The following is a 24,474-nucleotide window of genomic DNA, read 5'->3' on the forward strand; positions in this document are numbered from 1 at the left end:
GAATCCTTTTTTTATTTAATTACGTAAATATGGAAAAGGAGCGTGCCAAACATGGATTTTGTTATGATTGAAAATCAGTTTACAAATACGGTGGAGGATATTTCAAAGGCTGTTGGTCGGACGGTAGATCGTAAAATTGTTTTAGCTATTGCTAGCAAATATGTAGCGTCAGGAAAACCCTTTGACTCCGTAAAATATAAAGAAGTATTACAAGAAATGAAAAAGCAAACGTCATGGACATCTCCGTTAAGAACAACGGTAGGTTATAGTATTGCTGCAAATTTGATGGAGCAAGAGGATACAGAACAAGCAGTAAAAAATTTACTGACCAACGTTCACATAATGAAGGAAGCAAAATTTAGAAGTGGAAACTTTAGTTTTATTGGTGCACAGTTTTTTAACTAAAAAGGAAAGTGAGAAACGTGCACATGCACAGGCAGCCCGTGCATTATATGATGCAATCCGCAAACATCATAAGTTTTTAACGTCATACGATGATATTCCTTATGCAGTATTGTTAAGCAGCCCATCTGAGGATGTAGAGCTACGTGCGGAAACAATGAATCGTTATTATAAAGAATTACGTACGTATAATTTTAATGCGGGTAATGAGCTTCAATGGCTATCACAAGTACTGACATTCTTATCACTTCAATATGATAATAAATTAGTGCCAAATGTTGTGACAATCCGTGACACATTAAAAAATCAGGATGTAAAGGTCAAGACGATGCACTATCCATTACTTGGCTTTTTAGCAATCCTTGAAGTGAATCAGGCACAGCTTCAACAGATTGTTGATTTATATCATGAGTTAAAGGGTATGAAACTTCTAAAATGGCATCGTGAATTTGTGTTATTTATGGCCATTCAAATTGCTATTTATGATATGGCGCAGGTGCAACAATCCTTATCAATGACGATCATGTCTTCTATTGAATTATTGATTCAAGCACAGCAAGCAGCAATGTTCGCGGCAGTAAGTGCAGCAGCTGTAGCATCAAGCTCTTCGTGATAAAATAAAGAAGAATTTGATTTTTTGGAGGTGCATTTGAAGGATGAAGGAAACAAAGCTTTGGATAAATGGCCAGTGGCAGAACACAAAGGCAACATATGAGTTGAAATCACCATATAGTGGTGAGGTTATTGCAAAGGTAGCTAAGGCGTCAATTTCTGACGTGGAGCAAGCAATAGAAGGTGCACAGGAGGCATTCCAAACGTTTAAAAAGACAACAGCCTACGAACGTGCAGAAATATTATATAAAGTAGTCGACATCATGCGCCAGCGTAAAGAGGGATTAGCTGAAATTTTGGCCTTAGAGGCAAGTAAGCCAATATCAGCAGGTTTAATTGAAATAGAACGCACAATAGCAACCTATCAATTTGCCGCAGAGGGAGCTAAACAAGCAAAGGATGAAACGGTACCGATGGATGCTGCACCTGGAGCAGGAGATCGTATAGGCTGGACAAAACGAGAACCTCTAGGTGTAATTTCAGCCATTACACCATTTAATTTTCCATTTAATTTAGTGGCACATAAATTAGGTCCTGCTTTTGCAGTCGGAAATACTGTCGTGTTAAAACCAGCAAATCAAACACCATTAAGTGCTATAGTGTTGGCTGAAATATTTAAGGAAGCGGGTTTGCCTGATGGTGCGCTACAGATTGTTACCGGTAGTGGTGGTGAGCTTAGTGATACGCTCGTGACACATCCATACGTGAAAAAGGTGACATTCACGGGAAGTGGTAAGGTTGGATTGGGCATTAAAGAAAAAGTAGGCTTGCGTAAAGTCACTTTAGAGCTTGGTTCCAATGCTGCAGTAATTGTCGAGCCATCGACACCAATTGATAAAATTATTTCGCGTTGTGTTGGAGGCGCCTTTAATTTTGCTGGACAAGTTTGTATCTCCTTACAACGTATTTATGTACATGCATCTATTATTGATGAATTTACAAAGGCGTTTGTAGCTGAGACAGAAAAATTAGTGGTAGGTGATCCACTAGATACAAATACTGATGTTAGTGCAATGATTAATCCAAAAGAAGTTGAACGTATTCGTCAATGGATTGAAGAAGCAAAGTCACAAGGTGCGGTAGTTGCAACAGGAGGGACATTCACGGAACGTGCTTTAACGCCAACTGTTATGACGAATGTAACGGCGGATATGAAAATTGTTTGTCAGGAAACATTCGCGCCAATCGTCTCAATTGTTTCATATGAAACATTAGACGACGCTATTCGACTAGTGAATGAGTCGGAACTTGGCCTAAATGCTGGAATTTATACGAATGTGTTACCTGATGCATTACGTGCAGCAGATGAAATACAGGCAGGTGCTGTTATTATTAATGATATTCCGACATTTAGAGTTGATAATATGCCATACGGTGGCGTAAAAATGAGTGGCTACGGACGCGAAGGTATTAAGTGGGCAATTGAGGAAATGACAGATATGAAATTTATTACGATGAAGAAATCGTTCTAATTTGCATCAACTCTTTTTCTACGATACGATGACGAAAGAACATTCATGAAGGGAAGTTGCAAGAACTATGACAAACAACGCAATACCGATGGGTCAGTCACGTACTGTTCAAACGCGTCTCGTATTACCGCCAGATACAAATAATCACAACTCCATTTTCGGTGGAAGAGTGTTAGCTTATATTGATGAAATTGCTGCTATTACAGCAATGAAGCATGCGAAAGGGCATGTAGTTACAGCCTCTATTGATTCGGTTGATTTTTTATCGGCAGCACATGTGGGGGATATTTTAGAAATTGAAAGTATTGTTTCGTCAACTGGACGATCTTCAATGGAAGTTTACGTTCGGGTTATTTCACGAAACATTGAAACTCGTGAGGAAAAATTAACGACGGAATCCTTTGTAACGATGGTTGCAGTAGACGATGACGGTAAACCTAAGTCAGTTCCTGCAATTTATCCTGAAACAGATGCAGAAAAACGTCTGTTTGAAACAGGCCCTGCAAGAAGAGAACATCGTAAACAAAAACGGGAATTACCGCATTAAAATTAAAAAGGGAAATTGACGTATACGGTCAGTTTCCCTTTTTCGTGCTTACATTTTTAACTCATTTACGACATTAATAAGTGAATCGGAAGAAGAGGAAACTAGTGTTGCCCCTTGTGACAGTTCAGTAATCAAGTTAGAGATTGCTGAAATATCTCTTGATGTATTTACATACTGCTGTTGAATTCCAGAAACCGCATCGGCGATATCATTAAATGATTTAGATAAACTGTTTTGTGTATCTACGCTATGTTGAATCTTTTGATCCACGTTAATAACTGAATTCGACATTGTTGTAATATTACTTTCTGTTTCTTTAATGAGATGAGAAACATTTTGTACAGCATTTTTTGTTTCTTCTGCAAGTTTACGGACTTCCTCTGCAACAACAGCAAAACCTTTACCATGCTCACCTGCACGGGCTGCCTCGATAGAAGCATTCAATGCTAATAAGTTAGTTTGATCTGCAATTCCTGTAACTAGCCCGACAATCTCTGATATTTTTTGAGAAGATGTGCGTAACTGGTTCATCGTAACTTCGAGACTGTTTACGCTTTGCAAAATAACCTGTATTAAATCATTTTGATCTTGTAGCTGCTGCTGTCCACGTCTGGATTTTTCTTGTGTATCAGCAACGAAGGTTAAGCCTTGCTTAGTAGCTACTGCGATATCATCCGTTTGAGAAGAAATGACTAATAAAGAAGCTGCTGTTTCTTCGCTAATCCCATTGAGTTCCTCTGCCGTTTTTTGAATGGTAGTAACAAGTGCATGTTTTGTGTCGTCAGCTGCTGTACGAATGCGTTCCTCTTCTTTTTCATAGGCTTCGATTACAAGCTGCTGCTCGAAGTTAATGATTTTGCAGAAGGCATTGATAGCACGTATTGCATCATGTTTCGATATATCTAACTCATTTGTAAAGCGTGTAAATGTCGTTGTTAATGACTGGAATGAGGCGATATACCACTTCGATTGTAGACCAATTCGAACATGGGTTTCGGCGATTGCCTTCCGTTCATCAATATAAGAGTTATTAATATGACTTTCGAAAATATCACTCATATGCTTATGTAAAGTAACTTTTAAACGATCGATTTGTGACGTTCTGTTTATAATATCTAACAAATCTTGGCTCAAACTAATGGCTGCATAAAATTGATCCACCATTTCAGGAACTAAATCCTTAGCTAAAGGCTGTAGTTGTTTAATGATGGCTAAATCCTCAATTGTTAAATCTAAAAGTTGCAACTGTTTTTGAAGTTTTGGATGGTTTGAAATATCCAATTGTACATTGTTCTTATAATTTTCAGGTGCTAATGTAATTGAGTAGCTAGAATCGTTCTTTTTTGTAAACCAACTCATTGTTGTTTGCTCCATTCTTTATAAATGCATAGTAAGTATATAAAAAATCGAATTGCTTAGTTTGTTAATTTTTCGAAATATATGGTATTTAGTCTATTCTACTATTTTTTGTAGTAAATTTGGTTAAAATTTTAGTTTATTTCTTTATTTTTTTATAGGTATTATAGATGATTGTCGATTAAAAGTCATGAAATAGACTATTAAAAAGGTAATAGGTAAATTGAATTTGAAATAGGAAACCTGTAAAATACGAACTGTTTAGATTGAACGTAACAATAGTTTTGAGGAGGTATTACATGGAGAAGAAGCGTTTCAAATTTGTCATTCCGGTTATGGTAATTGTAGCAATTGGATCGGTTTACATGTTACGAAACTACTATGCTGATGTACCAGACTTAGATCAACTATTAATCACTATCGGTGCAACATTAGTTTCAGGGGTACTTGCATACTTTTTATTTCCACAGCAAGGCGAAGATAAAATTGATGATCGTGGTCCTTACTGACAGTAAAAAGGCACCTTAGAAAAATTTCTAAGGTGCCTTCAGCTTGTCGACAAAAGAATAACTGGCTGAAGGCTTGGCTTCAATCTGTGTCGTTGGTCCCAAAGGAATTGCTATAGCAACATCACTTTTAAGATTTAAATAAACCGAACCATCCTTTAAGTTTAAAGACTCCCAACATAAATAAAACGATAAGAATCATAATTGCGAGTACAATAAAGTAGCTATATTTTCCGTGTAGCTCTGGCATATAGTCAAAATTCATTCCATAAACACCGGCAATGAATGTTAGGGGAATAAAGATTGTTGAAACAATTGTTAAGGTCATCATAATGCCATTCATGCGACTAGAGCTCATCGCCATGTAGCTATCACGCATATCAGCAGTGAGCTCGCGGTTAGATTCGATCATTTCGGTGAGTTTAAGCAGATGATCGTAAATATCTCCGAAATATGCTCGTTCTGATTTCTTAAGTGAAAATCGGTAAGAGTTAAGGATACGATATAATAGATCACGCATTGGTAAAATGGTGCGTCGTAGATCAAGTAAATCACTACGGAATTCAAACACAACTTTCATAGCATTGGGGTTACTTTGATAGGTAAGCTCATCTTCTAGTGCATTTAAATGATCCTCAATCTTATAGACAAGAGGGAAATAGCTATCAACAATTTTATCGATTACTTGGTATGTTAAATATACTGTGCCGCGTTCCCAATTTTTTGGCTGTTTTTCTAACATCATTTGTACTCGATCTATTTCTGGAGCTATGTTTTTATGAAATGTGACAATAAATTTATTAGAAACAAAAATGTTTACTTCCTCAGCTGTTAATTCTTCATTAACTCTTTGGATAACAAAGAAATGGAAATCATCATAAAAATCGAGCTTTGGCCGCTGTAAACGCATTAAACAATCTTCTATAGCGAGTGGATGAAAATGAAAAAATGTATCTAACAGTAGTTCTTCCTCATCGGTCGGGCAATTAAAATCGACCCAGTACCATTCAAATTCGTTTTTGTGTATATCTTCAAGAGGAAATTCCTTTATAAGCTTTTGGTCTTTTGTAATTCCAATTGTGCGTATCACAGCATTCACCTCAATTCTGTTCATTCTATCCTAACAGGTGTATATATCTTCACAAGAAACTTTCTTTATAACATATCCAACCACCAAATAAAGTGGTAGCAAAGAATCTAGATGGTTTTGTAAAGCCTGCCTGCTGTAGTAGTGATAAAATGTCCTCTTCACGCATAAATGAAAGAGAACGTATGGATTTCTCCATTTCAGCTACGTCCGATGGTGTTAGCTTTGTATGCTGTAGCCAATAAGCACGCCATAAATCAAATTGTAGCTCAGTTTCTAAGGAACCGAGTTGCCCGTATTTTGAGACGAGAACAAATGGGGCACCAGGCTTTAAATTATTCGCTATTTCTTTTAATGTTGCAAGCTTCTCTTGATCATCTTGTATAAAATGAAGCACTAATACACAGCTTGCTGCATCAAACTTCACTGCAGGTAGCTGAGTATCCAGTATAGTTCCTTGATATAAAGAAATATTATTAGGTAGGGATTTTAAACGTTCACCAGCAATTTGTAGCATCGCTTCTGACGGATCTATACCAAAAAATGACCAATGTGGTCTTTCCTCAGCGAGCTGTAAAATTTCATTACCACTTCCGGAGCCAACTACTAAAAATGCAGCTTTTTCGTGTAACGCAGATTGGTAAAAGGTTTGTGTCAAACGTAGCATTGCATCATAGCTAGGTAGCGTGCGGCGAATACCTTTTTCGTATTCGTTTGCAAGTTTGTTATTAAATTCCATCGAGTATCACATGCCTTTCAAAAAGATTTTAAAATCCAATTATATTTGAAACTATTTAAGGAATAGATCCGTAAATAGTAGTACATAAAATAAAAAATTAAATGGAAGGGTTGATATAAATGGAAACTAAATGGTCTAAGGTAATCATACACGCAAGTGCGTTTTTTGCGCCATGGTTAGTACCAATAATATTTTTCTTAATTGGATCGGATGAAGAGGTAAAGAGTATTTCTGTGCAAGCCTTATTGTTCCAAGTTGTGATGGTGGTATTACTTACAATTTCGGGTATTTTAAGCTTCTTGCTTATTGGTATACCGTTCGTGATTATTTTTGGTATTATTTATTTTATTGCGCCAATTATCGGTATTGTGAAGGCTTTATCTGATGAGCCTTGGCGTTATCCAATTGTTGGTCGTTGGGTATAATTTTTATAGACGCAAGTATATGCTAGTTGCATATGCTTGCGTTTTTTCTATAGCTGAAAAGGGTATCTTATAAAAAGGACAGAAAACGCTTTGATTTTTCTATGTGCGAATTAATTGCAATTATTTTCAAGCGTTTTGTATAATATACTCAAAGAAAGTCAAAGATAGTCAAAGTCAGTGGAGTAAGCGAGGTGTATTCCTAAAATGCGTAATATATCAGACATCATAGAAGGCTACTTAAAGCAAGTACTTGAATTAGGTGGAGAAGGGCATATTGAAATAAAACGTAGTGAAATCGCAGATAAATTTCAATGTGTGCCCTCGCAAATAAATTATGTAATTAATACAAGATTTACTGCCGAACGAGGTTACCTTGTTGAAAGCAAACGTGGTGGTGGTGGATACATTCGAATTTTACGTGTCCGCGCGAATTCACAAATTGATTTAATCGATGATGTCCTCAGGCAAATAGAAGGTGGGGCATCGCAAACAATGGCAGAAGATTTAGTTTATCGACTAATTGATGAGCAGGTAATTTCAAAGCGAGAAGCGAAAATAATGTTAGCAGCAGTTGATCGCTCAACTATCGATTTTCAACTCCCGTTACGGGATATCATTCGAGCAAAAATTTTAAGAGCAATGCTAACAACGATTAAATATGAATAGCAAAAATAAAAGAGGTGATGGAAATGATATGCGAACATTGTAAGCAGCGTAATGCGACAGTTACCGTAACACAAGTTCAAAGTGGCCAAAAGGTGGAGCACCATTATTGTGACGTCTGCGCCTCGCAATTCCATCCATTTCATGCTGAATTTAAGCAAGAGCCAGTATCTATTCAACAGCTATTATCTAATTGGTTTGGCTCACCATCATGGCAGCAACAACAAGTGGGTGAAAAACAGCAGGCACCACCACAACCGCAAACATGTCCACGATGTGGATTTACGTATAAACAATTTTTAAAAGAAGGTAAATTTGGATGCCCTAGCTGCTATGACACCTTTAGCGAGCATTTACCGAAGCTCTTTAACCGTATACAGGCTGGTCCTCAACATATAGGGAAAATGCCTGGTGCTCGAAATAATGTTTATGTCATCAAAAAGCAAATTGAAGATATTCGTAAACGTATGAAGATTGCTGTAGATGAAGAACACTTTGAAGAGGCAGCAAAGCTTCGTGATGAAGCGAAGGAACTTGAGAAGCAGCTACAATTTGAAGGTGGTGATGTGTCGTGATGATTGAATCGTTTTTAGAGCGTGCTACACCAATATGGATGAGTGTGGAGGACGATTATTCAGATATTGTCATAAGTACACGCATTCGCCTGGCGCGAAATTTAGATGGTTATCGTTTTCCATTAGCCTTTACAGAGGATGAAGCATTACATGTGGAACAGGCAGTTACACATGCAATCAAGGATAGTACAGAACTTCGAGAAAATTATTCATATTTTGCTATTAAAGATTTAACGCCTTTACAGCGTCAAATACTTGTAGAAAAACATTTAATTAGTCCTCAGCTTGCTAAAAAAGAGCAAGTTGGCTCCATGCTCTTATCTGATGACGAATCCATTAGCATTATGGTGAACGAAGAAGACCATTTACGCATTCAATGTATGACAGCGAGTTTTCAACTTCAAAAGGCATACGAGCAGGCCAATAAAATTGATCGTACCTTAGAGAAAGCTTTGCCTTATGCATTCCGAGATACATTTGGTTATTTAACAAGTTGCCCAACAAATATTGGTACTGGTTTGCGAGCATCTGTCATGATGCACCTACCAGCCCTTACACTCACGGGTCAGATGAATCAAATCATTAATGCAATGACACGATTAGGAATGACCGTAAGAGGAATATATGGAGAAGGTAGCGAAAATATAGGTAACGTTTACCAAGTGTCAAATCAGATTACACTAGGGAAAACAGAGGATGATATTTTAGCGGATATCCAAAGTGTCGCTGAAAAAATAATTCAAAAAGAACGGCATGCAAGAGGCAAGTTAATGGAAAAAGCTGAGCTTGCACTAGAAGACCGTGTATACCGTGCTTTAGGCACTTTAATACATGCTCGAATTTTAACGAGTGAGGAAGCTGCTACCTGTCTATCCAATGTTCGCTTAGGAGTAGATTTACAGTTAATTGAAGGTATTAAAGCGACTAAATTAAACGAATGTGTAGTTAGTATGCAACCTGGATTTTTACAGAATTACGCAGGTGACGTTTTGCCACCTGCTGAGCGAGATCGCGTACGAGCTGAAATGCTTCGTGAGGCACTATCTCGAGAAAATATGAGTAAGCCTATTATTCGGGGAAAAGGAGAGGATTCATTTGATGTTTAATCGTTTTACACAACGCGCGCAAAAAGTATTACAGCTTGCACAAGAAGAGGCAATTCGTTGGAAACACGAATCAATTGGAACAGAGCATATTCTATTAGGGCTTATCCGTGAAGGTGGCGGTATTGCTGCAAAAGCATTAGAAGCCATTGATATTAGTCCTCAAATGATTGAAGCAGGTATTGAAGAGCTTGTAGGGAAAGGTAAAGAGGATGTTGGTCCAATTGTCCACTACACACCTCGAGCTAAAAAGGTAATAGAACTATCAGTCGATGAATCACGTAAATTAGGTCATTCCTATATCGGCACAGAGCATTTACTATTAGCACTTATTCGTGAAGGTGAAGGTATAGCGGCCCGTGTATTAAATAATGCTGGTGTCGGATTGAATAAGGCTCGTCAGCAAGTGCTATTGTTATTAGGCAATAACGATAATGCTCAGTCTGGCCAACAAGCTGCACAGGCTGCCAATACACCAACATTAGATAGCCTTGCGCGTGATTTAACGCAAATTGCTCGTGAAGGCACTTTAGATCCGGTCATTGGTCGAAGCAAGGAAATTACACGTGTTATTGAGGTTTTGTCACGTCGTACAAAAAATAACCCTGTATTAATCGGAGAGCCAGGTGTTGGTAAAACAGCTATTGCTGAAGGCTTAGCACAGCAAATTATTAATAATGAAGTGCCAGAAATTCTTCGTGATAAACGTGTTATGACACTTGATATGGGGACAGTTGTTGCTGGAACTAAATATCGTGGTGAATTTGAAGATCGCTTGAAAAAAGTAATGGATGAAATTCGCCAAGCAGGTAATGTTATTTTATTCATCGATGAATTGCATACATTGATCGGTGCAGGTGGTGCAGAAGGTGCCATTGATGCATCAAATATTTTAAAGCCATCTTTAGCACGTGGCGAGCTTCAATGTATTGGTGCAACGACACTAGATGAGTATCGCAAATATATTGAGAAGGATGCAGCATTAGAGCGCCGTTTCCAACCAATTCAAGTTGATGAGCCAACTGTAGAAGAAGCGATTCAGATTATTCAAGGCTTACGTGATCGTTATGAAGCACATCACCGTGTGAAAATTACAGATGAAGCAATTGAAGCGGCAGCAAAAATGAGTGATCGATATATTTCTGATCGTTTCTTACCAGACAAGGCGATTGACTTAATCGATGAAGCGGGTTCTAAAGTACGCTTGCGTTCATTCGCAGTGCCACCAAACTTAAAGGCACTAGAAGATAAGCTTGAAAATGTGCGCTCTGAAAAGAATGCAGCTGTTTCAGGTCAAGAATTTGAGAAGGCAGCGTCATTAAGAGATACAGAACAAAAGCTAAAAGATGAAATTGAAACTACGAGAAAAAATTGGAAGGAAGAGCAGGGTAAAGCCGAGTCAAAAGTTACAGTGGATGATGTAGCAGCGGTAGTATCTATGTGGACTGGAATTCCGGTATCAAAAATTGCTTCAGAAGAATCTTCTAAGTTATTACAGCTTGAAGAAGAGTTACACAAACGAGTTGTAGGTCAAGGAGAAGCAGTAGAGGCAATTTCTCGCGCAATTCGTCGTGCAAGAGCTGGTTTGAAAGATCCGAAACGACCAATTGGTTCATTTATTTTCTTAGGCCCTACTGGGGTTGGTAAAACAGAGCTTGCTAGAGCACTAGCTGAGGTTATGTTTGGTGATGAGGACGCAATGATTCGCGTTGATATGTCTGAGTACATGGAAAAACATTCGACTTCTCGTTTAGTTGGTTCACCTCCAGGCTATGTAGGTTTTGATGATGGCGGTCAACTAACAGAAAAAGTTCGTCGTAAACCGTATTCAGTAGTATTACTAGATGAAATTGAGAAGGCTCACCCAGATGTTTTCAATATTTTACTTCAAGTACTTGAAGATGGCCGTTTAACAGATTCTAAAGGTCGAGTGGTAGATTTCCGCAACACAGTTGTTATTATGACATCAAACGTTGGTGCAGATACTTTAAAATATCGTAAAAACCTTGGCTTCAATGTTGGTGGTACTGATACGAAGTATAAAGATATGAAGGGTACAATGCTCGAGGAATTGAAAAAAGCATTCCGCCCAGAGTTCTTAAACCGTATCGACGAAATGATCGTCTTCCACTCACTAGAAAAAGAACATTTAAAAGAAATCGTAGCAATGATGGCGAATGCTTTAACAAAGCGTTTGAAAGAGCAAGACATCTCGTTAGAGTTAACGGATTCGGCTCTCGAGAAAATTGCAGAGGAAGGTTACGATCCTCAATACGGTGCTCGTCCATTACGTCGTTCATTGCAAAAACAAGTAGAAGACCGTTTATCGGAAGAACTGCTGAAAGGCAATGTAGAGAAGGGCGACCAAGTTATCATTGATTACGTAAATGATGAGTTTGTTGTGAAGAAAAAAGAGGAAGTTTCTACTTCTAAATAATCTTCATCAGTGGGGGCTTCTCCATCCCCCATCTGCCCGTTAATTGTTTATTTGAAAAGGACAGCAAGGCTATAGTGCCAAGCTGTTCTTTTTTATGTACAATAAACATAAGAACAAATATTCGAGGTGGATGCAATTTGGCAAAGAAAAAAACAAAATTTGTATGCTCAAGCTGCGGCTATGAATCCGCAAAATGGATGGGAAGATGTCCAGGGTGTGGAGAATGGAATAAGATGGTTGAAGAGGTGGAAGTCGTCGCGAAAGGCCCACGTGGGGCATTCCAACACTCTGCTACAGTTACCCAAAAGGCTCTCCCTATTATGCAGATTGAAGCTGCCGAGGAATCACGAGTTGCAACAGAAATGGGTGAGCTTAACCGAGTGTTAGGTGGAGGCATCGTGCCAGGTTCTCTTGTGTTAATTGGAGGAGATCCTGGGATTGGGAAGTCGACGTTGTTATTACAAGTATCTGCGTTGCTTTCGAATAAAGGGCATCGTGTGCTCTATATTTCTGGTGAGGAATCCATCCGTCAAACAAAGCTACGTGCAGAACGTTTAGGCGTGGTATCACAAGAGCTTTATATATATTCTGAGACGAATTTAGAGTTTTTAAATCAGACCATTGACGATGTGCAGCCGAAGTTTGTTATTGTCGATTCTATTCAAACTGTTTTTCATCCGGAGGTAACGAGTGCACCTGGTAGTGTATCACAAGTGCGTGAATGTACAGCAGAACTTATGCGAATTGCAAAAACAAAGGGAATTGCCATTTTTTTAGTTGGACATGTAACAAAAGAGGGACAAATTGCAGGGCCACGTATTCTGGAGCATATGGTTGATACGGTATTGTATTTTGAAGGTGAACGACATCATAATCACCGTATTTTACGCAGCCAAAAAAACCGTTTTGGCTCTACGAATGAAATTGCTATCTTTGAAATGCTCCAGGGAGGCTTAAAGGAAGTGTTAAACCCGTCTGAGTTGTTCTTACAGGAGCGTTCACAGGGGGCGGCAGGGTCAACAATCGTAGCCTCAATGGAAGGTACACGGCCAATTCTAGTTGAAATTCAGTCACTTGTAACACCAACAAGCTTTAATTATCCGAAACGAATGGCAACGGGGGTCGATCAAAACCGTGTGCAACTACTTATGGCAGTCCTTGAAAAGAGAATGGGCCTCATGCTACAGGCTCAGGATGCATATATTAAAGTTGCTGGCGGCGTGAAGCTTGATGAACCTGCAATTGATTTAGCTGTGTTGACAAGCATCGTTTCGAGTTTTAAGGATCAAGCTGTCAGAGCAACGGATTGCTTTATTGGGGAAGTGGGTTTGACAGGCGAGGTGCGTCGTGTATCTCGTATTGAACAACGTGTGATTGAGGCAGCAAAGCTAGGATTTAAACGGGCCTTCATACCGGCCTCGAATATCGGTGGATGGGATTTCCCGCAAGGTATTGAGATAGTTGGTGTGGAAACGATAAAGGATGCATTGAATGCTTGCTTTAGAGAGCTATAAAGAAGCTTGTGCATGTTGGACAATGTTCTAACATGCACTTTTAATTAATTTATTTCAGCGGGAGTACAAACACCCGCTGAAATCAAGGAACTCAGTCTAAGAACGCCACGTCCTGTGGCAACGGCTGAGTGACCAACATCACGTTGGCCCAAAGCCTCCGGCGGATGTCACGGAAATCGGCAAGGAGTGCTTTGTGCATGCACAAAGCCGATTCCGGACGCAATTATGCCGAGGCATAATTGATTTGCACGCTTTTGTAATTCATAGATAGAAGGTAGGAAACTCTAAGAGGGGAAACGGCGTCTAAAATAACGTCTGCGAAAAGGTTTGTGTATTGCCTGGCGGATGTCAAAGGGAAATTTTAAGTTTTTAGTGTGAAGAATTTCAGTAATTGATTTTCTTCTTTCAGTAGACTCAAAAATGATCGATCAAAAGTAGAGGGATTGATGGGTTCATAAAAGATTTTCTACAGTAAACTATGTATAATTATATATTAAAAATGGGAGGTGACAGTTTATGAAAAAATTTGTTCAAATTGCTTTTTTACTGATTGGAGGAGCACTAGGCCTTGTTTTCTTACCGCCATTATACGAATTGCTTCATTTATCATCTAATCCTTGGCTTGATAATCCTTATGTATCAGTAGCTTTAGGAGCGCTTTTACTGTTTACATTATCGTTTGCCTTTTCAGATTATTTTGTAAGGCTCATTAGCTGGATGGAAGAGGTGTTATTTAAAGTACCTGTTGGGGATTTATTATTTGGTACACTTGGACTTATTATCGGGCTTATCGTTGCTTATTTCTTAGGCTTTGCAATTGATAGTATTGATTTACCGATTATTACAAAGGTTTTACCAATTATACTGTCATTTGTGCTTGGCTATTTAGGGTTCCGTGTAGGCTTTAAAAAACGAGATGAATTAATCCAACTATTTACGTTACGTGGTAATAATACGAAGAAAAAATTAGCGGAAGGTGTAGAGCCTCAAGAAGTACGAGGCAGCTATAAACTGTTAGATACTAGTGTTATTATTGATGGTCGTATTGCAGATATTTCTGAAACAGGCTTTATAGAAGGTACACTAGTAGTACCTCAATTTGTCCTTACTGAGCTCCAGCATATTGCTGACTCTTCGGATACATTAAAGCGTACAAGAGGTCGTCGAGGTTTAGATATTTTGAAGAAATTACAAGATGAACGTATGACGAAGGTACAGATTACGGAAGAGGACTTTGAGGATGTTCAAGAGGTTGACTTAAAACTAGTGCGCCTTGCAAAGAAAATGGGGAACGATACACAAATTGTGACGAACGACTTTAACCTTAACAAAGTTTGTGAGCTCCACAACGTTAAAGTACTAAACATCAATGATTTAGCAAATGCAGTAAAGCCTGTCGTTATTCCAGGTGAGAATATGCAAGTGATGGTCATTAAAGATGGCAAAGAGCATAATCAAGGGGTTGCTTATTTAGATGATGGCACAATGATCGTTGTTGAAGGTGGACGTAGCTATATAGGACAGGCAATTACAGTAACCGTAACAAGTGTTCTTCAAACATCAGCGGGGCGTATGATTTTTGCTAAACCAAAGGATGACTAGGAAGTGGGAAATGTGCAATATGAAGTAGTGTTGCCTGCTGCGGGAAGCGGAAAGCGAATGGGTGCAGGGCAAAATAAGTTGTTTTTAAATCTTTTAGAAAAACCGATCCTCATACACACACTGGAGGTATTTGAACAGGATAGCCAGTGTACAGGTATTTGGCTTGCAGTGAAGCCGGAAGAGCGTGTATTTATTCAAGAAATGCTAGAGAGGTATGGAATTACTAAAGTTAAAGGTTTACCTGATGGTGGTGCAGAACGACAGCATTCCGTTCATTCGTGCATGAAAGAAATGAAGCAGGTTGATATTGTGCTTGTGCATGATGCTGCGCGTCCATTTATTACGCATGACATTATTGCGAATCTTGTACAAAGTGCGCAAGAATTTGGCGCTGCGATTGCGGGGGTTCGTGCGAAGGATACGATGAAAAAAGTACGTGATGGTGTTATTGAAGAGACTATTGATCGAGAAAGCTTATGGATGATTCAAACTCCACAAGCATTTCAATTTGATTTAATTGTGGAGGCGGAGGATGTCGCTGAGAAGGTAGGCTTCCTTGGTACCGATGAAGCAATGCTTGTTGAACGTCTCGGCCATGAGGTGCATATTGTAGAAAGTAGCTACGAGAATGTAAAGATGACGACGCAAGAAGATTTAGTTTTCGGTGAAGCGATATTGCGTAAACGTGCTTTGAAAAAATTATAATAACAAACTAAAAATCTCATCAGCATTATAATTTGCTGATGAGATTTTACATTTTCCTATCTTTTGATGTTAATTCACAGTACTGTTCACTACCGACTCAATTTCCTAGGAAATATGTTAAAATGTGAGGGTATAATATAGAGTAAATATAAAAGTGAAGGAAGGTGAATGAGACTGCCTTATAAGCTGAATAGAAGCTTTTTAAGTCTGCATATTTTTTGAAGTAAATAAGCTTCAGTTGGTGGATTTTTTGTTTTATTTATCTTATTAGACAGTCTCAAAATCATATGTTTCGAGTGGGACAAGGATTTGACGTGCATGCATTTGAAGAAGGACGTCCATTAATTATTGGTGGTATAACAATTCCTCATGAAAAAGGGTTAGTAGGGCATTCAGATGCAGATGTTTTATTACATACTGTAACTGATGCAGCGTTAGGGGCTATTGGTGAGGGAGATATCGGTCGTCATTTCCCAGATACAGATCCCGCGTTCAAGGATGCTGATTCAGCAAAATTATTAGAGTATATTTGGAAGATTGTTGAGGATAAGGGCTATATTCTAGGTAATGTGGATTGTACGATTATGGCACAACGTCCGAAGATGGCGCCATATATTCAACAAATGCAAAATCGAATTGCTGAATTGCTTCATGCAGAGCCTTCTCAGGTGAATGTTAAAGCGACAACAACTGAGCGTTTAGGTTTTACAGGTCGCGAGGAAGGGATTGCTGCGATGGCGACAATCCTATTGATTAAGAAATAAAAGCAGGCTCTCAGCGCTTTTATTTCCTGTAACAGAGTGGTAAAATGAACAAAGTCAATTTTTTGAACGAAAATTTAGGAGGCTTTTAATTATGGCGAAAGAAGTTCGTGTTCGTTACGCGCCATCCCCTACTGGTTTCTTACATATCGGTGGAGCGCGTACAGCGTTATTTAACTATTTATATGCAAAACATCATAACGGTAAATTCATCGTACGTATTGAGGATACAGATATTGAGCGTAATGTAGAGGGCGGAGAAGCATCTCAGCTAGATAATTTAAAGTGGTTAGGTATTGAGTATGATGAGTCGATCGATATTGGTGGACCATATGCACCTTATCGCCAAATGGAGCGTCTTGATATTTATAAAGAGCACGCTGAAAAGCTATTAGAGCAAGGCTTAGCTTACAAATGCTTCTGTTCTTCTGAGAAATTAGAAGCGTCTCGTGAAGAGCAAAAAGCACGAGGTGTTGCAGCTCCAACTTATGATGGTACTTGTCGTCATTTATCAGCAGAGGAAGTTACGGCTAAAGAAGCTGCTGGTGAACCATATACAATTCGTATGCGCGTACCTGAAAATGTAACATATGAATTTGAAGATTTAGTACGTGGACAAGTATCATTTGAGTCAAAAGATATTGGTGACTGGGTTCTTGTTAAAGCAAACGGTATCCCAACGTATAACTATGCGGTAGTGCTAGATGATCACTTTATGGAAATTTCACATGTATTCCGTGGTGAAGAGCATTTATCGAATACACCAAAACAAATGATGATTTTTGATGCATTCGGCTGGGAATATCCACGCTTTGGTCATATGACATTAATCATTAATGAAAACCGTAAAAAATTATCAAAACGTGATGAATCAATTATTCAATTCGTCACACAATATAAAGATTTAGGCTACCTACCTGAAGCAATGTTCAACTTCTTCGCATTACTTGGCTGGTCTCCTGAAGGGGAAGAAGAGATTTTCTCAAAAGAAGAATTTATTAAAATGTTTGATGAAAAACGTCTTTCAAAATCACCATCTATGTTTGATAAACAAAAGCTTACTTGGATGAATAACCAATACATTAAAAAATTATCTTCAGAAGAAGTAGTAGCATTATCTTTACCACACTTGCAAAAAGCTGGTTTATTACCAGAAGCCTTAACGGAAGAAGAACGTGCATGGGCTACAGATTTAATCGCACTTTATCATGATCAAATGAGCTTTGGTGCTGAAATTGTAGAACTATCTCGCCTATTCTTTAACGACCATATTGAATATGATGAAGAAGCAAAAGCAGTTTTAGCAGGTGAGCAGGTACCTGAGGTAATGGCTGCATTTAAAGCTCAGCTTGAAGGTTTAGAGGAATTTACGCCTGATACTGTCAAAGCCGCTATTAAAGCTGTTCAAAAAGAAACAGGTCACAAGGGTAAAAATCTATTTATGCCAATTCGCGTCGTAACGACGGGTGAAACGCATGGTCCAGAACTTCCGAACGCGATTTGCTTAATTGGCAAACAGAAAACAATTGATCGTGTAGAAAAATTTGCGCAATAAGTAGAAATTGATTGACAATTTATCAGTTCGTTGTAAAATGTATTTACATTGAGAAAGCGTTGATAAGGAGAAGTAAGTGGCGCATGCTCCAAAGAGAGGACCATCACCGGCTGAAAGTGGTCTGAGCCTAGGCAAAACTGAAATGCACCTTTGAGCATAAAGCTGAACAACTAGTAGGCTTTATCGATTCGTTCCCGTTACAGAACGTCCAGAGTGGAAGGCATTTGCCTTCAATCAGAGTGGAACCGCGCAAATTTAGCGTCTCTGTCATTCCTTTTTGGGATGATAGGGGCGCTTTTTTATTTTCTGAACATGTAACTTGAAGTGATGGATGCGCCGGATTCTACTTCATTAACTCTGCGATGAAATCAACGTCAGCTATAGTATTTCAATGGCCAGGGATGCAAGTGGTTGTGTGAAATTAAAGCAGAACAAAATGAAAAGGGGGAGCTTTTTGTGTTTAAAAGAATGAAGGAAGATGTAGAAACAATTTTTGAAAATGATCCAGCGGCGCGCAGTGTATTCGAAGTTATACTAACATACTCAGGTTTGCACGCTACTTGGTCACATCGAGTTGCCCATTGGTTCTTTAAAAAGCGTTTTTATTTTATAGCCCGTGCCATTTCACAAATTAGTCGCTTCTTTACTGGAATTGAAATTCATCCTGGAGCGAAAATCGGTCGACGTTTCTTTATTGACCATGGGATGGGCGTTGTAATTGGTGAAACATGTGAGATTGGTGATAATGTCACGTTGTATCAAGGTGTAACTTTAGGTGGTACAGGGAAAGAAAAGGGAAAACGCCACCCGACATTAGAGGATAATGTACTAGTTGCGACAGGTGCAAAAGTTTTAGGTTCTATTACAATTGGTGAAAATAGTAAAATTGGTGCAGGTTCAGTTGTCTTAAAAGAAGTGCCGCCAAATGCTACAGTTGTCGGTATTCCTGGTAAAATAGTGATTAAGGATGGAGTCCGTCTAGAGAAAAAACTAGACCATCAAAATATACCTGACCCTGTAGAAGAACGTTGTCAAGCTTTCGAGAAGCAGATTGCAGCAATGAATCAGGAAATCGAACGCTTACAAAAGGAGAGAGAAACACAATGAGTATTCAAATTTTCAACTCATTAACACGACAAAAGGAAACTTTCATACCGTTGGAAGAAGGCAAAGTAAAAATGTACGTTTGCGGTCCGACAGTTTATAACTACATTCATATTGGGAATTCACGTCCTGTAATTGTCTACGACACAGTGCGTCGTTATTTCCAATACAAAGGCTATGATGTAAAATTTGTTTCAAATTTCACAGATGTGGACGACAAAATTATTAAGGCTGCAAATGAACTTGGAGAAGAAGTTCATGAATTAACGGAGCGCTTTATTGCCGCATACTTTGAAGATGTTACAGCGCTAGGTTGCAAGAAAGCAGATGTACATCCACGCGTAACAGAGCATATGGATGATATCATTCAATTCATTCAAGTTTTAGTCGATAAAGGCTATGCTTATGAGTCAGCTGGTGATGTCTATTACCGAACTCGTAAATTTAATGGTTACGGTAAATTATCTCACCAATCGGTGGATGATTTAAAAATTGGTGCTCGTATAGAAGCAGGCGAGAAAAAAGATGATGCGTTAGATTTCGCTCTATGGAAAGCTGTGAAGCCAGGTGAAATTTTCTGGGAAAGTCCTTGGGGCAAAGGACGTCCGGGTTGGCATATAGAATGCTCCGTAATGGCACGTGAGCATTTAGGAGATACTATTGATATTCATGCTGGTGGGCAAGATTTAACATTCCCGCATCATGAAAATGAAATTGCACAATCTGAAGCTCATAATGATAAAACATTTGCGCGTTATTGGATGCACAATGGGTATATTAATATTGATAATGAAAAAATGTCCAAATCCCTTGGTAATTTTATACTCGTTAATGATATTCGTAAACAAATTGACCCACAAGTTTTACGATTCTTTATGCTTTCTGTGCATTATCGTCATCCGATTAACTTTGCGAAGGATTTAGTAGATGCAGCCGCAAATGGGTTAGAACGAATTCGTACTGCTTACAACAATGTAAAACACCGTTTAACAGCAACTGCGAGCTTAGGTGATCACCCAGAAGAATGGCTTGAAAAAATTGCTGAACAAAAAGCTCACTTTGAAGAAGCGATGGATGATGACTTTAATACAGCAAATGCCGTTTCTGTATTATTTGAATTAGCGCGTATCGCAAATATTTATCTAAATGAAACGAATACTGATGAAAAAGTATTAGTAAGTTTTACTGAAACTTTTGAGGTGTTAGGTGACGTCTTAGGTATTGAATTTGTAAAAGAAGAAGAGCTATTAGACGAAGAAATTGAAGCACTTTTACAGGAACGTGTAGAGGCACGTAAAAATCGTGATTTTGCTCGTTCGGATGAAATTCGTGACCATTTGCAAGCGCAAGGTATCGTTTTAGAAGATACGCGACAAGGAACTAGATGGAAACGAGGGTAAGTAACTTGGATAAACTCCGCAACGAAGATGTTAAGCAATTGAATGCATTAGCGTTAGCCTATATGGGAGACGCCGTTTTAGAACAAAAGGTACGAGAGCATTTACTACGTGCTGGCCGTGTCAAACCTAACACACTTCATAGAGAAGCGACACGTTACGTATCAGCGAAAGCACAATCTATGATTGTACATCGAATGATGGATGAAGGTTTTTTAACAGAGGAGGAGTTGGCTGTGTTCCGCCGTGGACGCAATGCCAAATCCGGCTCTGTACCAAAAAATACCGATGTTCAAACATACCGTAATAGCTCAGGTTTTGAGGCTGTGCTTGGTAGTTTATATTTATTAAATGAATTAGAACGCGTTTATGCAATCATTGCATACGCTATTCAAATCATCGAGGAATCGAAAGGAGTGTCAAATTAATGGCAGAGCAAAATGGTGAAATTATTGCCGGTAAAAACCCAGTGTTAGAAGCACTTCGTTCAGGCCGCGATATGAATAAAGTATGGATTGCAGAAGGTGTGAAAAAATCAGGGGTGAATGAGCTTCTAGATTTAGCGCGAGAACGTGGAGTCATCGTTCAATTTGTCCCGAAAAAAAAGGTGGATCAATTATCAGATACCAACCACCAAGGAATAGTTGCCTCTGTTGCAGCATATAGATATGCAGAGCTAGAGGATTTATTTGCTGCAGCGGCAAAAAAACAAGAAGATCCATTCTTCTTAATTTTAGATGAACTAGAGGACCCGCATAATCTGGGCTCTATTATGCGAACTGCTGATGCGATAGGTGCGCATGGTATTATTATCCCGAAGCGCCGTTCTGTGAGTTTGACTGCTGTAGTGGCAAAGGCATCAACTGGAGCAATTGAGCATGTACCTGTCGTGCGTGTTAATAACCTAGCGCAAACGGTAGATGAGCTGAAAGAACGAGGGGTATGGATTGCGGGGACAGATGCAAAAGGTTCAGCAGACTATCGTAAAATGGATGCAACATTGCCACTTGCGATTATTATTGGTAGTGAAGGTAAAGGAATGGGCCGCTTATTAAAAGAGAAATGTGACTTTTTATATCATTTACCGATGGTTGGGCATGTCACATCACTAAATGCATCAGTAGCTGCTGCACTTTTAATGTACGAAGTGTATCGTAAACGTCAAGAAGCGAATGATTGACGATGAAAAACATTTTGCTTGTTGACGGCTATAATATGATAGGAGCTTGGAAAGAGCTGCGACCATTACGTGATACTAATTTTGAAGATGCCCGTAGGAGATTAATTGAGCTTATGGCTGAGTATAAGGCAGCTATAGGGTGGCGCGTAATTATAGTTTTTGACGCACATCTTGTACCGGGTGTGGAGCAAACTTATTTAGAAAATGATGTTGAAGTCATTTATACACGGAAAAACGAAACAGCAGATGAACGTATTGAAAAAATGACACACGAACTAAAAGCTAGAAATGTACAGATTCACGTAGCAACTTCTGATATGGCAGAGCAAAATGTTATTTTTGGTAATGGAGCTCTTCGAAAATCGGCAAGAGAGCTAGAAATTGAGATGGGTATTATCCAGCATAAAATTTCTCATGATGTGAAACGAAAACAAGATAGCAAGCCGCCTTCTCGCATAGCGCTAAAGCCCGATGTTGCTTTGGCCTTCGAAAAATGGCGGCGTGGTTTGAAATGATTGATTGACGCATATTTTCCAATTCCGTTATACTGTTCCTAATTATCTGTTGTGGCTGAGGTGATACCATGTTTAAAAATAGTATTGTACAAGTGACACAAGATTTTGAACGATTCAATGATGAAGAACTTATTGAAATGGTGCATCAAGGTAATACAGATGCGTTGGATTATTTAATTACGAAATACCGTTTGTTAGTGAGAGCGAAGGCTAGATCTTATTTTTTAATTGGTGCTGATAAGGAAGACATTGTGCAAGAGGGCATGATTGGTTTATATAAAGCCATTCGCGATTTTAAGGGAGATAAGCTTGCTTCTTTTCGAGCTTTTGCTGAATTATGTATTACAAGACAAATTATTACGGCTATTAAAACAGCTACAAGACAAAAGCATATACCACTAAATTCTTATGTTTCTTTGGACAAGCCTATTTTTGATGAAGAATCAGATCGTACATTAATGGACGTGTTAACCGGTGCCATTATGGATGATCCGGAAGAATTAATGATTCATAGAGAAGAATTTGGCTACTTAGAAGAAAAGATGGGTGAGATTTTAAGTGAATTAGAGCTACAGGTGTTAGCTCTCTATTTAGATGGACAGTCTTATCATGAAATTTCTGAGAAATTAAATCGTCATGTGAAATCTATTGACAATGCTTTGCAACGAGTAAAGCGTAAATTAGAGCGACATTTAGTTCTTGAAGAAATGTCTTAGCGGTTGTATGCCTTTATTGACATTGACAAATATAGGTGTTAGTCTTGAAAAGACAAAGTGCCGAAAAGGTGATTATATGGCAAAAAAAGTCGTTCTAAATTGCGAAAAATGCGGATCGAGAAATTATACGTTTCCGGCTAAGGAAGATTCAACTGTACGCCTCGAATTAAAGAAATTTTGCTCGCATTGCAATGAACATACAGTGCATAAACAAACGCTATAAAATAATTTGTAAATAGACAGATATGATTGATTCGGAGGTTAGGCTAGAATGGGCAAGATTAAAGGCTTTTTCAGCAATGTAATGTCGGAAATGCGCAAAACAAGCTGGCCAAAAAGTAAAGAACTGACGAAATATACAGTCGTTGTAATTTCAACTGTTGTAATTATGGCTTTATTTTTTGTGTTAGTAGACTTAGGTATTTCATCATTATTCCGCTGGTACTTAGAGTTATAATTTAGTAAATAGCATGTTAATACTTCTGAAATAGCCCGTCATTATAATAAACGGGTTTTTTCGTTCGTTTTATGAAGTGAACAGCAGTAAAATATTCTCAATATGATAAGTATGCTACTAGGGATAGTATGAGGGTAGCAATAGATGACTATGCTAGATTTGGTATATATCATCAGGCTTTCGCTAGCTGTTAGCGAAAGCTATGTTTTTCTAATGAGCAGTTTGTGAAAAGAGTAAAGAATGCACTTAGCATATCGTGAATCATTTTCACTCTTATTTGTAAGGGAGGGACGGACGAGGAGTCCTAGTAGTTATGGAGAAAAATTGGTATGTTGTTCATACGTATTCAGGGTATGAAAACCGCGTAAAAGCAAACCTAGAGAAACGTGTAGAAACAATGGGTATGCAGGATAAGATTTTCCGTGTTATTGTACCTGAACATGAAGAAACAGAAATGAAGGATGGGAAAAAGCGTACTATGATGCGTAAAGTTTTCCCTGGTTATGTTTTAGTAGAGCTAATTATGACAGATGATTCATGGTATGTTGTACGTAATACGCCAGGTGTAACTGGCTTTATCGGTTCATCTGGTGGTGGTGCAAAACCGACACCTTTATTACCTGAAGAAGCGGATCGTCTACTTCAACAAATGGGAATGACTGACAAAATTGTCGAGATTGATATTTCTATTGGAGAAGCAGTAGAAGTATTGGAAGGGCCTTTTGCTCACTTCCAAGGACGTGTTGAAGAAATTGACACTGAAAAAGGAAAAGTGAAAGTTTCTGTCGATATGTTTGGTCGCGAAACAATTATGGAACTAGATTTTGAGCAAATACAAAAAATGTAGTTCTAGTAACTAAAGTACATATGTCTAAGACGTATGTCGCAGATTTTGTTAATTACTACTTGCTTAAAAAATTTAAAAGTGGTATCATTTCTAGGTCAGATTGTCATACTTTGGTTTGACGTCTGCAATGATAATTTTAATGTTATCGGCAATTAGCTGACAGACAGATATTGAGTGGGAGGGGCAACCCAATTACC

At 38.6% G+C, this 24,474-nt stretch carries 27 protein-coding genes and 1 other annotated feature; of the genes, 24 read left to right on the top strand and 3 right to left on the bottom strand.

The features are described 5' to 3' along the window. The first annotated feature begins 51 nt into the window (after positions 1–51). From AC1DCY_RS06555 to AC1DCY_RS06570, 4 genes are all read left to right on the top strand, one after another. Positions 52–405 carry a DUF4003 family protein gene (locus AC1DCY_RS06555; RefSeq protein ID WP_477348564.1) on the top strand — a complete coding sequence of 118 codons (354 nt, stop codon included), beginning with the start codon at positions 52–54 and terminating at the stop codon, positions 403–405. Next, on the top strand, positions 365–1,015 hold the full coding sequence (locus AC1DCY_RS06560) for a DUF4003 family protein (RefSeq protein ID WP_477348566.1): 651 nt from the start codon (positions 365–367) through the stop codon (positions 1,013–1,015). Before AC1DCY_RS06555 ends, AC1DCY_RS06560 begins: the two co-directional genes overlap by 41 nt. Positions 1,016–1,058: 43 nt before the next feature. Next, positions 1,059–2,486: an aldehyde dehydrogenase family protein gene (locus tag AC1DCY_RS06565; protein ID WP_477348568.1), complete on the top strand. Its 1,428-nt coding sequence runs from the start codon at positions 1,059–1,061 to the stop codon at positions 2,484–2,486. Between the two features lie 67 nt (positions 2,487–2,553). Beyond that, positions 2,554–3,033: an acyl-CoA thioesterase gene (locus AC1DCY_RS06570; RefSeq protein ID WP_477348570.1), complete on the top strand. Its 480-nt coding sequence runs from the start codon at positions 2,554–2,556 to the stop codon at positions 3,031–3,033. 48 nt (positions 3,034–3,081) lie between these two features. Here the strand turns inward: AC1DCY_RS06570 and AC1DCY_RS06575 are convergent, their stop codons facing one another. After that, positions 3,082–4,392 carry a protoglobin domain-containing protein gene (locus AC1DCY_RS06575; protein ID WP_477348572.1) on the bottom strand — a complete coding sequence of 437 codons (1,311 nt, stop codon included), beginning with the start codon at positions 4,390–4,392 and terminating at the stop codon, positions 3,082–3,084. A 296-nt stretch (positions 4,393–4,688) separates the two neighbouring features. Between AC1DCY_RS06575 and AC1DCY_RS06580 the strand changes: the two genes are divergently transcribed. Further along, the gene (locus tag AC1DCY_RS06580) at positions 4,689–4,898 is read left to right on the top strand and encodes a hypothetical protein (RefSeq protein WP_477348574.1); all 210 of its coding nucleotides are present in this window, start codon (positions 4,689–4,691) and stop codon (positions 4,896–4,898) included. Between the two features lie 127 nt (positions 4,899–5,025). Here the strand turns inward: AC1DCY_RS06580 and corA are convergent, their stop codons facing one another. Both corA and AC1DCY_RS06590 read right to left on the bottom strand, forming a co-directional pair. Next, positions 5,026–5,985 carry a magnesium/cobalt transporter CorA gene (corA, locus tag AC1DCY_RS06585; RefSeq protein WP_477348576.1) on the bottom strand — a complete coding sequence of 320 codons (960 nt, stop codon included), beginning with the start codon at positions 5,983–5,985 and terminating at the stop codon, positions 5,026–5,028. Positions 5,986–6,034: 49 nt separating this feature from the next. Beyond that, the gene (locus tag AC1DCY_RS06590) at positions 6,035–6,721 is read right to left on the bottom strand and encodes a class I SAM-dependent methyltransferase (protein ID WP_477348578.1); all 687 of its coding nucleotides are present in this window, start codon (positions 6,719–6,721) and stop codon (positions 6,035–6,037) included. A 119-nt stretch (positions 6,722–6,840) separates the two neighbouring features. On the opposite strand from AC1DCY_RS06590, the gene AC1DCY_RS06595 reads away from it, so the two are divergent. The 19 genes from AC1DCY_RS06595 to nusG all read left to right on the top strand — a co-directional run bounded on the left by AC1DCY_RS06595 (position 6,841) and on the right by nusG (position 24,277). Continuing rightward, on the top strand, positions 6,841–7,146 hold the full coding sequence (locus AC1DCY_RS06595) for a magnetosome magnetite crystal formation protein family (RefSeq protein ID WP_477348580.1): 306 nt from the start codon (positions 6,841–6,843) through the stop codon (positions 7,144–7,146). Between the two features lie 204 nt (positions 7,147–7,350). Further along, complete coding sequence (locus AC1DCY_RS06600) at positions 7,351–7,812, top strand: CtsR family transcriptional regulator (RefSeq protein WP_477348582.1); 462 nt, start codon at positions 7,351–7,353, stop codon at positions 7,810–7,812. A 23-nt stretch (positions 7,813–7,835) separates the two neighbouring features. Then, positions 7,836–8,384 carry a UvrB/UvrC motif-containing protein gene (locus tag AC1DCY_RS06605; RefSeq protein WP_477348584.1) on the top strand — a complete coding sequence of 183 codons (549 nt, stop codon included), beginning with the start codon at positions 7,836–7,838 and terminating at the stop codon, positions 8,382–8,384. Then, the gene (locus AC1DCY_RS06610) at positions 8,381–9,490 is read left to right on the top strand and encodes a protein arginine kinase (RefSeq protein ID WP_477348586.1); all 1,110 of its coding nucleotides are present in this window, start codon (positions 8,381–8,383) and stop codon (positions 9,488–9,490) included. Before AC1DCY_RS06605 ends, AC1DCY_RS06610 begins: the two co-directional genes overlap by 4 nt. Next, positions 9,480–11,924 carry an ATP-dependent Clp protease ATP-binding subunit gene (locus AC1DCY_RS06615; protein WP_477348588.1) on the top strand — a complete coding sequence of 815 codons (2,445 nt, stop codon included), beginning with the start codon at positions 9,480–9,482 and terminating at the stop codon, positions 11,922–11,924. The genes AC1DCY_RS06610 and AC1DCY_RS06615 overlap by 11 nt, the downstream gene beginning before the upstream one ends. Positions 11,925–12,061: 137 nt before the next feature. Then, the gene (radA, locus tag AC1DCY_RS06620; protein WP_387084952.1) at positions 12,062–13,438 is read left to right on the top strand and encodes a DNA repair protein RadA; all 1,377 of its coding nucleotides are present in this window, start codon (positions 12,062–12,064) and stop codon (positions 13,436–13,438) included. 516 nt (positions 13,439–13,954) lie between these two features. Beyond that, complete coding sequence (locus tag AC1DCY_RS06625; protein WP_477348590.1) at positions 13,955–15,040, top strand: PIN/TRAM domain-containing protein; 1,086 nt, start codon at positions 13,955–13,957, stop codon at positions 15,038–15,040. 12 nt (positions 15,041–15,052) lie between these two features. Further along, complete coding sequence (ispD, locus tag AC1DCY_RS06630; RefSeq protein ID WP_477348664.1) at positions 15,053–15,745, top strand: 2-C-methyl-D-erythritol 4-phosphate cytidylyltransferase; 693 nt, start codon at positions 15,053–15,055, stop codon at positions 15,743–15,745. A gap of 287 nt (positions 15,746–16,032) precedes the next feature. Then, on the top strand, positions 16,033–16,509 hold the full coding sequence (gene ispF, locus AC1DCY_RS06635) for a 2-C-methyl-D-erythritol 2,4-cyclodiphosphate synthase (RefSeq protein ID WP_477348593.1): 477 nt from the start codon (positions 16,033–16,035) through the stop codon (positions 16,507–16,509). Between the two features lie 91 nt (positions 16,510–16,600). Beyond that, positions 16,601–18,061, top strand: a complete 1,461-nt coding sequence (gltX, locus tag AC1DCY_RS06640) for a glutamate--tRNA ligase (protein WP_477348594.1) — start codon at positions 16,601–16,603, stop codon at positions 18,059–18,061. 50 nt (positions 18,062–18,111) lie between these two features. Beyond that, positions 18,112–18,330: a binding site (T-box leader), on the top strand. Between the two features lie 187 nt (positions 18,331–18,517). Then, entirely contained in the window at positions 18,518–19,168 is a 651-nt protein-coding gene (epsC, locus tag AC1DCY_RS06645; RefSeq protein WP_477348596.1) for a serine O-acetyltransferase EpsC, read from the top strand. Continuing rightward, positions 19,165–20,565: a cysteine--tRNA ligase gene (gene cysS, locus AC1DCY_RS06650; protein WP_477348597.1), complete on the top strand. Its 1,401-nt coding sequence runs from the start codon at positions 19,165–19,167 to the stop codon at positions 20,563–20,565. The genes epsC and cysS overlap by 4 nt, the downstream gene beginning before the upstream one ends. Before the next feature lie 5 nt (positions 20,566–20,570). Then, complete coding sequence (locus tag AC1DCY_RS06655) at positions 20,571–20,990, top strand: Mini-ribonuclease 3 (RefSeq protein WP_477348599.1); 420 nt, start codon at positions 20,571–20,573, stop codon at positions 20,988–20,990. Next, a complete protein-coding gene (rlmB, locus tag AC1DCY_RS06660) occupies positions 20,990–21,742 on the top strand; it encodes a 23S rRNA (guanosine(2251)-2'-O)-methyltransferase RlmB (RefSeq protein ID WP_477348601.1) in 753 nt (250 codons plus the stop codon). Before AC1DCY_RS06655 ends, rlmB begins: the two co-directional genes overlap by 1 nt. Positions 21,743–21,744: 2 nt before the next feature. After that, positions 21,745–22,257 carry an NYN domain-containing protein gene (locus AC1DCY_RS06665; RefSeq protein WP_477348603.1) on the top strand — a complete coding sequence of 171 codons (513 nt, stop codon included), beginning with the start codon at positions 21,745–21,747 and terminating at the stop codon, positions 22,255–22,257. 68 nt (positions 22,258–22,325) lie between these two features. Beyond that, complete coding sequence (sigH, locus tag AC1DCY_RS06670) at positions 22,326–22,973, top strand: RNA polymerase sporulation sigma factor SigH (RefSeq protein ID WP_049662792.1); 648 nt, start codon at positions 22,326–22,328, stop codon at positions 22,971–22,973. Between the two features lie 76 nt (positions 22,974–23,049). Further along, entirely contained in the window at positions 23,050–23,196 is a 147-nt protein-coding gene (gene rpmG, locus AC1DCY_RS06675) for a 50S ribosomal protein L33 (RefSeq protein WP_079562383.1), read from the top strand. 48 nt (positions 23,197–23,244) lie between these two features. Further along, positions 23,245–23,430: a preprotein translocase subunit SecE gene (gene secE / locus AC1DCY_RS06680; RefSeq protein WP_053596042.1), complete on the top strand. Its 186-nt coding sequence runs from the start codon at positions 23,245–23,247 to the stop codon at positions 23,428–23,430. A 313-nt stretch (positions 23,431–23,743) separates the two neighbouring features. Further along, the gene (gene nusG, locus AC1DCY_RS06685) at positions 23,744–24,277 is read left to right on the top strand and encodes a transcription termination/antitermination protein NusG (protein WP_477348606.1); all 534 of its coding nucleotides are present in this window, start codon (positions 23,744–23,746) and stop codon (positions 24,275–24,277) included. Positions 24,278–24,474 lie beyond the last annotated feature (197 nt).

The organism is Lysinibacillus sp. 10T31 (genome assembly GCF_056394365.1).